General features: G+C 69.5%; 7 protein-coding genes. All 7 read right to left on the reverse strand.

Annotated features, from left to right (window positions below):
- Nucleotides 1-373: 373 nt before the first annotated feature.
- Nucleotides 374-1063: an arylsulfatase gene (locus tag ABZV34_RS15250; RefSeq protein WP_356275692.1), complete on the reverse strand. Its 690-nt coding sequence runs from the start codon at nucleotides 1061-1063 to the stop codon at nucleotides 374-376.
- 53 nt (nucleotides 1064-1116) lie between these two features.
- Nucleotides 1117-1461, reverse strand: a complete 345-nt coding sequence (locus tag ABZV34_RS15255) for a GNAT family N-acetyltransferase (protein ID WP_356275503.1) — start codon at nucleotides 1459-1461, stop codon at nucleotides 1117-1119.
- A gap of 110 nt (nucleotides 1462-1571) precedes the next feature.
- Nucleotides 1572-1991 (reverse strand): aspartate 1-decarboxylase, encoded by a 420-nt coding sequence (gene panD, locus ABZV34_RS15260; protein ID WP_356275506.1) that lies wholly within the window; start codon nucleotides 1989-1991, stop codon nucleotides 1572-1574.
- Nucleotides 1992-2519: 528 nt separating this feature from the next.
- Nucleotides 2520-3611 carry a DNA helicase gene (locus ABZV34_RS15265; protein WP_356275509.1) on the reverse strand — a complete coding sequence of 364 codons (1092 nt, stop codon included), beginning with the start codon at nucleotides 3609-3611 and terminating at the stop codon, nucleotides 2520-2522.
- On the reverse strand, nucleotides 3608-5461 hold the full coding sequence (locus ABZV34_RS15270; RefSeq protein WP_356275512.1) for a DUF1998 domain-containing protein: 1854 nt from the start codon (nucleotides 5459-5461) through the stop codon (nucleotides 3608-3610). Before ABZV34_RS15270 ends, ABZV34_RS15265 begins: the two co-directional genes overlap by 4 nt.
- A complete protein-coding gene (locus ABZV34_RS15275; RefSeq protein ID WP_356275515.1) occupies nucleotides 5458-8595 on the reverse strand; it encodes a helicase-related protein in 3138 nt (1045 codons plus the stop codon). The genes ABZV34_RS15270 and ABZV34_RS15275 overlap by 4 nt, the downstream gene beginning before the upstream one ends.
- A 57-nt stretch (nucleotides 8596-8652) precedes the next feature.
- Entirely contained in the window at nucleotides 8653-12225 is a 3573-nt protein-coding gene (locus ABZV34_RS15280) for a sigma-70 family RNA polymerase sigma factor (protein WP_356275518.1), read from the reverse strand.
- Nucleotides 12226-12418: the final 193 nt, after the last annotated feature.

Genomic DNA, 12418 nt, shown 5'->3' on the forward strand with positions numbered 1-12418 from the left:
CGGCCGTCTCGGCGCGCCGGACCACCGTTCACCGCGGCTGTTCACGACAGGGGTGGCCCGGGGTCGGGCTGCGGCACCGGCTCGGGGCCCGGCGGAACGGGCTCGGGGCCCGGCGGAGCCGGGGACGGCGGCGGAGTGGGCTGCGGGGTGGGACGGGGGCCCGGTTCCGGCGTCGGGGTGGGGAAGGGGTTCGGGTCCGGGAAGGGCTGTGGGCGGTCGGGCCCCGGCCCGGGGGTGGGACCCGGCTTCACCGGTTCGGGGTGCGGATGCGTCATCGTGTCCTCCAGCCAGTCGGTACGTGCCAGTCGGTACGTCCCTGTCGGTACGTCGGCTCTGGACTTGTCCCACGCGTACCCGGCCCCCGCGCCCCCACTCACCCCGTCGCGCGAGGGATGCGGACCGGGTGGTCCTGCGCGCGGACCGGGTGGGTCCGCGCGAGCCGCGCCGCGTCCGCCCCGGCCGCGAGTCCCGGGCGGGGGCTCGACAGGACCGGAACCGCGGTCGTGGCCAGCCGCTGGGCCGGCGCCATGGACGCCTGGGCGAGGACGATCACATCGGCGTCGGTGACCGTGTCCGCGGTCGCCGCGACCGCGGCGGCGAAGCCGTCCTGGTCGCCCGCCTCGAAGCGGGCCCACGCGCCGTCGGCCAGCAGGGTGCGGACGCTCACGGGCCGGCCGGCGGCGCGGGCCTCGTCCTCGACGAGGGCGACCGTCGGTGCGAGGGTGCTCTCCAGCGCCGCCACCACCGTGACACGCGGGCCGATGGCCACCGCGGCGGCGGCCATCGGGCGGTCCACCCGCAGCACGGGCACACCGGCCTCCGCCCGCTCGGCGATGCCGCCGATGGTCGAGCACGTGCACAGCACGGCGCCGGCCCCGTCCGCGACGGCCAGGCCGATCGCCGCCCGCACCTCGTCCGCGACCGCGGCCGGGCCTTCCGTCCGGGCCCGGGCCAACAGCTCCTCGTCCACGGTGTGCCGCAGTTCCAGGTCGGGATGGTCCTCGTCGCGGAGCGCGTCGAAGACGGGAACGTGCACGGGCGAGGTGTGCAGCAGGGCGAGCACCCCGCCCGGGACCGGCATCCGCGGCGCCCGAGACATCCGAGGCGCCTGAGACATCAGAAGCGTCCGGGATGCGCCTGGAGCCACTCCACCGCCGCGTCCAGCAGCGCCGGGTCGGCCGCCGGGGCCTCCTCGGGGTGACGCGCCGCCCACTTCACGACGTACGGGCACAGGGGCGCGACCACGACGCCCTCACGTGCGGCGAGGGTGTAAAGCTCACGCGCGAGGGAGCCCGCGATGCCCTTTCCCTCGTGCTCGGGTTCCACGATGGTGTGCACCGGGACGAGGGCGCGCGCGGGGGCTTCGAGGACGAAGTACTCGATGTGGCCCACCACCTCGTCCCCGGCGAGGGCCTCCAGACGGCCGGCGGCCCGGTCGTCGCGGATCACGATGTCGCTCATGGGTACTCCTCGGGTCCTGGTTCCTCGGGTCCTGGCTCCTCGGCCCCGGCTCGTGGATCCGCCGGTGCGGCTGACGGCCTCGGACACCCCCGGACTTCCTCGGCCGGGGCTCAGGCGGTGGCCGCCTGGGGGCTGCGTTCCTGGTCCGAGCCCGGCACCGGCTCGGACGGATCGGCCCCCAGGGCCACGATCCTGTTGTCGCGGTCCACGTGCACGACCCGCGGCCGCAGTGCCCGCGCCTCGGCGTCGGAGACCTGAGCGTAACTGATGATGATCACCAGATCACCGGGATGGACGAGGTGGGCCGCCGCACCGTTGATCCCGATCACTCCGGAGCCGCGCTCGCCCTCGATGACGTACGTCTCCAGGCGCGCGCCGTTGGTGACGTCGACGATGTGGACGAGCTCGCCGGGCAGCAGATCCGCGGCGTCGAGCAGATCGGCGTCGATGGTCACGGACCCGACGTAGTGCAGGTCGGCCTGGGTGACGGTGGCACGGTGGATCTTTGACTTGAACAGAGTACGCAGCACTTTGGACTCCTGGAAGACGGCTCCCTGCCTGCTTTCTGCAGGTCAAGGGCAGTTTCGGTAGCCTACAACGCTCCGGAAAAACGGTCGGCCAATCCCGCCTTCCCGGTACGAACACTGCCGCGCGGCCGACTCCACCGACGAGCCCTCAGGTCGAACGCGTCCCAACCACACGGCCCGTTCGTCAACTCAAGCCCGCTTGACGGCGGCTCCCCGTCGAGCCCGGTCGGAGTTGACCCATGCCAGTCGATCAGAGCCGCCGATCGCGAGGCAGGATCCAGGCCCTGCTCCACCTCTACAACGTCCCGAACGAGGCACCTCGGGACGCACCGAACCCGCTCGCCGCTCCTCCAGGAGTTTTTCTCCCGCGTCGAGCGGAGGGGGGTGCAAGGTCTCGGCCAGCAGATTCTACTGAGAGCCGCGGAAACCACGATTCCTCAATGGCGTACGTCATGGCTGGCACACCGACCCTCCACTCAGGCTGCGGCATCGGGTTGTTGTCGCGCCGACGTCGCACCTCCGAAGGCGTCGCTATCCGCGAAGCAGGTCCCTGGATCCCACCTGCGCGCACAGAGGCGGCTCCTTGTCGCCCTCATACGCCAGATGGAGCTCATGTCTCGCCCGGGTCGCCAGAACGTAGTACGCCATCCGCAGGGCGGCTGAGGTGGGGTCGACCGCCGCATCTGTATGCGTGTCCGGGATGACCACCGTGTCGAAACCCAGCCCCTTGGCACTCGCCCGGTGAACAAGCACGATCCCTGGACGGCCTAGATCCAGCGTGCGATACCGGTTGCTTCCCGCACGGGCCTGAGACGTGTACAACTGCGGTTTCAGTCGCGGTGCCCTGCGTTCCAGGCTGCCGAGCAGTGAGAACTGGGTGTGGGTGGAATTCACGATCACACCGATGCTCTGCTGCGGGTGTCTCTGTGCCAGCAGGATCAGCAGGTCGGCGGCACCGTGGTGCGGCAGATGGTGCAGTCGCGGGGGTGGCCCTTCGCCTTCCGGCAGAGCGGGAAGGCCGCTCCCCGTGTGGAAGTGAGCGGCGAAGGAGGCGATCTGACGGGTGTTGCGGTGGTTGCCGTCGAGTTCGAACCGTGTGCAGCGGCCCAGCCTCTCAGCGATCTCTGCAAGCGTGGAGTTGGTGTCGGTCAGCCGCTGGCACTCGTCCGCGAACACCGTCGTACGCCCTCCGAGCAGCCGGCACAGGCGGTAGAACTCCGGCGGCAGATCCTGGCCCTCGTCGACGACCAGAGTGAGTCCGGGGACCGGGCCGGTCTTCGCGGCACGCTCGTAGAAGGCGGACCAGTCGAACCAGCCGTCGGTTCCGCGGGGCGGCTGTCCGCCGTACCACTCGGTGAGCCACGCGTGTGCGGTCTCCACACGCACGCTGCGGTCCGCCGGGCCAAGCGCGTGTACGGTCGCGGCCAGTGACTGGCGGAGCAGATTGGAACGGGTCAGGAGGACGGCAGGGGTTCCGGTGAGGGCCAGCATGATGGCCCTCTGGACTGCGAGGAGGCTCTTCCCACTGCCGGGCGGACCGCTGACCAGATGGTTGCCGTCGAAGGGGAGCCCTTCCAGACAGGAGCGCTGTTCCGGTACGAGGTCGCGGTAAGTGAGGGTCACAGTTCCTCCAGGACATCCACTGCGGCGATCCGAGCGGCAGTGACGATCGACTCCAGGTACCCGGGTACCTGTTCACCTCCGACGACGAGAGCACGGTCGAGGAGGGTGTTGCCGGTCTCGCAGCTCGTCTCTGGCAGCAGGGCGCAGGCGTGGCAGGCCGCGCGATTGAGGTTGCCGAAGCCCTGGCCGGCGTGCTCGGCGCAGAGGGGGTCTGCGGAGCACCAGGCGGCTGCTTCGGTCATCCGCAGCAGGGTCTCGGCGAGGCGCGGCGGTTCACCCTGTTGCACGAGCCCGCCGAGGGTGCCTTCGGCGTCTCCCGCCGCGGTGTAGATGAGGATGCCGTACTGATCCTGTTCGGGACGTCCGTAGACACGTTCGCGCAGGCTGGCCGTCGTGTAGCCGGATTCGAAGGAGAGCTGGCGGATCAGCAGGTGGGCGAGGGTGTGCAGGAGGACGAAGCGCGGGGAGAGACATTCCCCGGTCAGTGCCTGGAGCCGGTCCTTCTGGAAGGAGCGGTCGAAGTCCGCGCGGATTCCCGCCACGCGCCGACGCACCTCTGTTCCACCTTCCCACGCGGTGAGTTCCTCCTTGTCGAGGGTGAGGAGGATGCCTTCGCCGAAGACCTCCACTGCCGGAAGCCATTTGAGGCGCCGAGCGGTGTCGGCGGGGACCAGGCCCGCGTCCGGGGAGACCCGGCTGAAACCGGACAAGGCGCGCACCTCGCGCAGCCGGTCGGCGAGGACGATTCTTCCTATGCGGCGGTGCAGGGCCGCCCAAGGTTCGGCCGTCTCTTGATCGAGCCCAAGGGTTGTCTCGCGCAGTGCGAAGTTCCGCGTGGCGAACGGTATCGGCGCGGTGAAGGCGGTCCATTCCTCACGGCTGAGGTCGGGACGGTCGGGGGCCGCGGCCGTGTCGGTCGATGCGGCGGCCAGGGGCTGCCCCGACTCCTCGGCGAGCAGGGCGTCGAGAAGCCGATCGTCCGCACCGGTGTCCTCCTGGATCATTGCGCGGAACACGTCGGCGCGCGGGGTGCCGGCGACCCGGCAGAGCGACACCCACAGGTCGTGCTCGCGTACGTGTCCGGCAAGTTCTTCGTCTCCCTGCGTCGCCGACACGTCGGACTCCGGGATGTCGAGCGCCGAGTGCACGACCGGGTAGTACAGGTTGCCCGCCGTGCGTTGCACGATCTGTACGGGCTTCACACACTCGGTGGCTTCGTTGACGCGCTGCCAGGGGTTGCGCCCCGAGCAGCGCATGCCGTGCGTGCCGAGAATGTCGAGCAGGTCGCGCGAGACCCCGCACCCCTTGGCCTTGCAGGTGATGGACAGCGCTTCGAGGCCGGAGGCGCGCTCGGACACGAGGAAACTGAGCTTCTCGCGTTCGCCGCACTGCCGCCGTTCGCCGGCTTCTCGCCGCGAGTGGGCCCAGAACCACCAGTCGACGTCGCTGAGATGCCCGGCCGCGCAGATCTGAACGAACCGCATGGGAGCCAGCGTCCGGCCGGGTGAGCAGGACGGGCAGCGAGGCGGCTGTCCCGGCCTCTCGTCGGCGATGCGCCAGCGCTTCATACGGCGGCAGGCTCCGCAGAACAACCAGGACGGAAAGCGGATGTAGGGAGCGCCGGGAGCGTCGGGGGTGTCGAATCGGTCGTTGGCCGTAGGGGGTGCGGCGTAGAACCCGGAGACGCCGAGCCGGTTGGCGAGCCGGGGTGACTCGACGCGCTGTTTGGCCTTCTGCGGCCAGTCGCCGATACCGGTGGCGACGAACGACTCACCTTGGATGTCGAAGACGGCCCCGACTCCGAAGGGCAGAACGGTCTGGGACTGGCGTACGCGGAGTGTGCGGCTCACAGGTCGGCCCCCTTCACCATCACCTGGCATTCCCGGTCGACGTTGCGCATGGAGTTCGGTGTCTCCCAAAGGCCGTAGCGTTGCTCGAAGCTCTTGATCAGGTTGGACTGGCCCTTGCCCTGGCTGCGGTAGTACAGCTCGCGGCCGTCCTTGCGGGCCTCGCGGGCGGCGTCCTCCCAGTCGGTGAGGAGTTCCGCGAGTTCCTTGCGTACGGCGTCGGCGGCGTACGGCTCACCTGCGGCGGCCCGCATCGCCAACTCCTCGACGAGACTCTCCACTTCGGACAGCCGGTCGAGGACCTGACCCGCCTGGTTCTCAGCGGCGAGGCCGAGGCGGTGCCGTACGAGGATGACGAGCGCGGCGTGCAGGGCACGCCGGCGTGACGGGACCGACCAAGGGGTGACACTGGTCGGTTCCACATGCCGGTAGAGCGAGCGGTGATACACGTCGAAGGTCTCGTAGTGCGAACGGTCCCGGGGACGGGTGGCGTTGAAGAAGGTGACGACGAGGCCGGGCACGGTGTGCCGGCCGACCCGGCTGGTGGCCTGAATGTACTCAGCCGTCGTCTTGGGCTGCCCCTGCATGAGCATCAATGCGAGCCGCTTCACGTCGATGCCGACGGACAGCATGTTGGTGCAGGGCAGGAACGACACCGACTGCGGGTCGCCCCAGGGCTTTTCGAGGCGATCGAGAAGGACGGGTTGCTCTGCTCGCGGCAGGTTGCTGGTCAGTTCCTGTACCTGATGGTCCGCCAGTTCCCTGGCCCCCGAGCCCGAGTCCAGCCCAGTGAGCTGTGCGGGGATGTCGTCAGCCGCGGCCGTGACCGTGCGGCCGAGTTCGCGAAGGCTGTGGTGATAGGCGACCAGAGTCCAGTAGGCGTCCCGGTGTTCTTCAGGCAGTTCGAAGGCGCCCTGAAGCATCGCGGCGGCGGTGGCGACGGCGGCTCGGCCGGCGGTATGTCCCTGGGCCATGACGCCGAGGTAGCGGCGGCCGGGCCGGGACGTGTCGGGTTCGGCGAAGTACGAGTGACGAGCGTCGAGTCCGGCGGGCGGGAAGAGCTGGGCGCCACTGCCGTACAGGGCGCGGATCTGTTCGCCCGAGCGGCGGATCGTCGCCGTGGACGCCACGACCTTGGGTCCGATGCCGTCGCGGGTGGTGCACAGCCCGAGTACTGCCGCCTCATACAGGCCGACCGTGGTGCCGAGCGGGCCAGTGAGCAGGTGCAGCTCGTCCTGGATAACGAGAGACGGTGGCAGGTTCTCGCTGCCCGTCCCGAACAGCCGTCCCGAGCGTGGTTCCCATGCGAGCCGGGCGAACTTGTCCACGGTGCCGAGGACGAAGGTTGGCGGCCGGTCGTACAACTGCTCGTCGACGACGGCGACGGGCAGCTCGTCGTGGAAGGCGCACTCCTCGCGCGGGCAGAAGAACGTGAACGAGTCGGTGGTGGCACGTACTCCGTAGTCCCCGATGTCGGGCGACTTGTGGACAGGCATGATGCGGGTACCGCACCAGGGACAGCGATCGAGGATGAAGACGTCGTCGGGCCGGGCGGCACCGCGCACATCATCAAAGACCGCGCGAGCCTTCTCGTACGAGTTCGGGGAGGTGGCCTCGCCCACCCACAGGCCGATGGAGAAGGGCTCGTCCCCATAGGGAGCGGGATCGGCGCGGCGCAGCGTCTCCAGGGCACAGATGGTGGTGGCGGCACGCTGGAACTGCTGGGTGGTGAGCAGGCTCAGGGTATAGCGGCTCAGCACCGCGGTTCCGCCGCCACCACTCTCTCCGCGACGGAGCACCATGACGAAGGCTGCGAGCAGCAGGTACGCCTCCGTCTTGCCGCCACCGGTCGGGAACCAGATCAGGTCGGTGGTCGTCCGGTCGCGATGCCGGGGATCGGCCACGCCGTCCAAGGCGAGCAGGAAGAACGCGAGCTGGAAGGGGCGCCAAACGGCATCCGGGCTCGGCTCGGGGTCAAGGAGCACCGCGTCGCGGCGGGCGTGGCGTTCGCCTGCCTGGTCGCCGGCCGAGTGCCGCATCTGGAGGGCCATCGCGCGGTTGGCGGTGCGGAAGGCCCGCAGCAGTTCGGGCCGCGCCGGATCGCAAAGGGTACGGACGCCGGACTCGATCCGGGTGACGGCGGCGTCGACGCGGGCCAGGACGCGGTCGGCGGCTTCGCGGCTCCAGGCGGGGAGCTCGGTGTTCAGCTGTCCCACATACCAAGCGCGATAGTCGGCGGCGAATTCCGCCAACTCCTCGTGGAGCTGGATGAGCGGCACGGCGGGGTCTGCAAGGTGCAGCACGTTCAGTACGGGAGATCCGGTGAAGCCGGCGGCCCGGACACCACTCACCTCGGCCTCCGGCATCACCGCGGCCTTCAAGGCCACCACGGTTCGGCCACCGCGCTCGTCGTGTTCCGCGTACCGTTCCTCGACCGCGCAGCCGTGACCGACAGCGTGCGTGCGAACATGCCGGTACTGGAGCCGCAGTTCCTGCTCCTCCGGGTCACGGCTGGCCAGTTGCACGCTCGGATAGGGCAGGACATCGCCGTCTGCGGGCCGCGCCTCCAGCTCGACCTGGAAGAGCATCCGGTCCCACTGCGCGGCCTTGCCCAGTATCTGTTCATGGTGAGTGGAATTGACGAGGGCTACGGTGACAAGTTGTCCGGAGCCGAAGGTGCGCCTGCGGATGCGGATCTCGGCGCGTCCGTCGAGCACCGGGACGTGGTCCAGGCCGGGTCCGAGCGCGTGGGTCTCCTCGGGCAGGGGAACGCGTTCCCAGCGGCGGCCCCGTTCACCGGTGGCGGCGAGAGTCTTGTAGCGGGCTGCGGCGCAGCGGACCTCGACGGTAATGGCGTTGGTGTAGAAACTGAGGCCGAGCGAGGACGGCAGCCAGGAGTTGGACTCGGGCACAGGGTCCGCCGCGGGAGCCGTGTCCTCGGCGCCGCCCTCCGTGCCCACACCCTCCAGCTCCTCGGCAGCGAGGTCCAGCTGCCTTTGCAGGTCGGCCTCCTGGGGATACAGCGTGCCCATGAGGTACTCGCGGTCGGGCGGCGCTTCGAGCACCTCGTGTTCCCCTGAGGCGGGGCCGACGAGCCGACGGTGCAGATAGGAGACGAGCTCCTGTCTGGGGTTCATGGTGGTGCTCCTGAATCGTTACGAGTGGTGCGGGGCGCACGGGGCGTGGAGCTGGGGTCAGGCCCGGCGCCAGCGGTCCCGGAGCGTGGAGCGGTTGGCGGCGGCTTCACGTTCGTCGGCGAGCTGTTTCTGCAGCTCGGTGGTGCGGGCCCAGGCATCGTGCTCGATCTGGGCGATCCGCGCCGCGGCCCGCTGTTCAGCCGCCTCCACCTGGGCCGCCGCCTGCCCCCTGGCCGCGTGTAGTGCGCCATCGCGTTCGGCGAGCAAGGCTTCTGCCTGCCGCAGCCGATGTTCCAGGCCCGCGATGCGCGTCTCCCCTTCCTCGCGGTAACGCCGCAGCCGCTGGGCTGTCTCCTCCGCCTTCCGCTGGGCCTCGTTCGCCCGCAGGTCCAACGCTGTTACCCGTTCTTCGGCCGTGCTCGCCCTGTGTTCCGCATCGTTCGCACGCTGCTCTGCCGAACGGGCAAGCTGTTCGGCGCCCCTCGCGCTCTGCTCCGCCCGAGCGCCGCGCTCGACGGCCGCGGCCAGGGCCGTCCGTGCCGCGCGTTCCCTTTGCAAGGCGTGTTCGGCCCGTTCGACCAGGGTCTGCTGCTCCTCACGATGCCCGCTCCTGAGACGCGCGATCCGCTCCTCGGCCTGTGCATTGAGGTGCCGCTCTCTGCGGAGCAAAGCCTTGTCCACTCGGTGCAGCAGCGTCTCCTCCAGAGCGTCGAGCCGCTGCTCGGTGTGCGCAAGGGCGGCGATGCGCCGGGCGTCTGCGGACTGCCGGGCCTCGGCGAGCTCCCGTTGAGCTTCGTCCTGTAGGCGCGTCAGTTCGACTTCGTGCTCGCGGCTTACGTCGTCGAGGTGCAGCGCAGTTACGATCCTCCCCTGGGACCGGTCGCTTTCTGGCACCGTGTTGACCTGCGTATCCGCCTGGTCCCGCTCTGCTCCATGTGACGCATCCACCTGTGCTGCCGCGAGTCGGCCGTCGTCCGGCGACTTCGGCAGCATGCTGCCTACGGCCAACTGGGCTTCATCCGGTGGGGCCGAGGTGTCATCGTCCGGTACAGCGCCCATGTATGCCTGCACACCGCCCTGCGGCTTCGGACGTGAACCCGGATACCGGCCCGCCACAACACTGCCCGGCACGCTGTCGGCGCGCGTCATTCCCTGGACCGCACGCGGCGGCACCTCTGCGACGAACTCCCGCAGAGAGTCGCGTACAGCGAGGCGCGACTCACCCAGCACCAAGGGCTTGGCAGCCAGGTAGGCAAGCGGGGTCACACCGACCAGCGCCTCAGCCGGCCTTCCGAAGAAGTCCTCCGGCCGCAGCCCGACCCCCTTCACCGTGTCGAACACGCGTCTCAGAACCTCCAAGGCTGTAATCACAGGCCGGTCGAGCGACTTTCTGTCCCGCACAGCACGCACAACGGCGTCGGCCGCGGACGGGCCGAGCAGCACGGTGAGCTGTGCATACCCCAACGCCACCAGCGCGTACTCGGCGAGCCAAGCCACTCCCTCGCCGAGACCGGTCGGCAACCGCAACGCCTTCTGCCAGTCCTCCGGGTACTGCGTGGGTGCGTCTACCAGTGCAGGCTCGGACGGCCCGCTCGCCTCAGTGACGGTCCGTGCCGCATGTGAACGCTCCGGCGCAGGCTCGCCCACCGGCTCCGTGCGCGGCTTCTGCACCTGCCCAGTCCTCGACTCGGGATCGGGCCCGGTGACCGCTGTTCCAGAACCCTGTACCACCAGCGGGCTGGGATCATCCGGGCACCCTTCGGAGCGCAGGCCCGCCTGCTCCTCCGGGTCCGGTGCAGGAGCGGTGGGAGCCGCCGACAGTACGTCCGCCGCAGGCTCCTTCAACTCCTCACCGTCTGCGGTGTACTCACCCGGCTCCGCCACCATGTCCTGGCCAAGGCGTTCACCGTCCGACGTCTCTGGCACCTCGGTCAACCGCGGACGGCCTTCCCGCGAAGCCTCCTGTGTCACAGGGCTGGGCACCACATCATGCACTCGCTTCTCCCCTGCGCCCCGCCTCCGGACCCCGGCTTTCATACGCGCACCCGCCCCACCGCCAAGCAATGCGGCGTCGGCCGATGCCTCAGCACCGGAATCCCCGCCACCCTCATACCGATACGCGCCGGTGAGACCGGCCGACCGCAGCCGGTCCCTGAATGCGACCAGGGCCTTGACCTCGATCTGCCGGATGCGTTCCCGGGTCACCCCGAACTCCCGCCCCAGCTCATCCAGGGTCGAGGGTTCGTCCCCGTCCAGGCCGAGGCGCCGGACCAGAATGCGGGCCTCACGCTCGGTGAAGGTATCGACGACCGCAAGCGCCTCTTCCAGAAGCCACCGGTCGAGTACGCCTTTGTCCACCGCCGGCAGTGGATTCGTCCACCCGATGAAGTCGCCCAGGGTGACCCCGTCACCGACGACGCGGTCAAGGGAGTCAGTGCGTCGGCTCAGCTTCCGGGCTTCTTCAACCTTGCGCATGGTCATGTCGCAGTACACAGCCACGTCGGCGACTCCGGCGGGTCGCCCCTGTACCGCGAGGGTTCGCTCCGCCAAGGCCACCTTGCGGATCTGTTCATGCATATGGACCGGGATGCGGATGACGGCGCCCTCGTCCGCGATACCCCGAGTGATCGACTGGCGGACCCACCAGGTCGCGTATGTGGAGAACTTGAACCCCTTGGTCGGGTCGAACTTCCGCGCCGCCCGCATCAGCCCCAGCGCACCGTGCTGGAACAAGTCGTCGTAGTCCAGCCCTTGCTCCAGATACCGAGGCACCATCTTGTGCACGAGCCGCTGGTTGTGGAGCACGAAGCAGTCCCGCGCGCGGACCCGGAGATCGTCGGGCGGCAAGTCACGCAGTGTCTCGTCGTCGGGTTCCTCCGCCATGTGCTCCGGTCCGCCCCGGATCAGCACGGCAAGGCCGACTTCCGCCTCGGCACTCAGCAGATACATGCCGGGCTTACGCCGAACCCGGTCGATCTTCAGGACGGCCAACGCGGCCGCCACAGCGGCGGTGAGGTCCCCGACGCCCCCTCCGATCCCCGCCTCCGGCAACGGGAACGGCTCGTCGTCGGCCATGCTCGCCGACCCGTAGTCCTCCACGTCGGCGAGGTCGGCGAGGTCGGCGCGACCCCCTCCCGTGAAATCGGCTCCGGGTGCGGCCGCTTCATTCTCGGCCGTCAGCCTTCCGGCCCGCGTAGTCGCAACCGCCCCCGCGGTCGCGGCGGACTCGGCCCGAACGCGCGCCACCGACCGCAGCGCAGCCGCGTCCGACGGACTCAGTCCGGCCAACCGGGCCACACCGTCCACCGCGCGTGCAGTCACATACCCCTCGGGGTCGACGTACCGCCCCAGCAAGGCCCGGACCACACCACCAGAGGAAAGGATGGAATCGCACACGTTTTCTTCACGATTCCGTACAACCTTTTCCACATCTGGACTGTCACCGTCTGCATGCGCAACCGCACCCCGGACGGGCAGCCCGAGTCTGGCCAGCTCCGAACGAAGCCGCTCCCGCTCGAATTCGCCGAGCCCCAGGGTGCGAGTCTGCGCCACGAACACGGACTCAGGCACAGCGCCGTCGACTGTCGCATGCCGAAGCCGGGCCAGCAGCCCCGCCAGAGCCACCTTCATTCCCGGCCCGTCATCCCGCGCGCCCCGCGAACCGTCCCCGGGCGCGCTTCTCGATTCAGGCCCGGCCGAGCCCCCCTGCACGCCACGCCCTCCGAAGGACTGGTGTCTCACACGCCCCACCCCCTACCTGATGACGTCGCAAGCGTATTTGTGCCTCGTTGACAATGTCAACAGAATGAACCGTATCTTCAGT

Origin of the sequence: Streptomyces sp. NPDC005195 (assembly GCF_040608315.1) — a bacterium.
GTDB classification, from domain to species: Bacteria; Actinomycetota; Actinomycetes; order Streptomycetales; family Streptomycetaceae; genus Streptomyces; species Streptomyces kaempferi.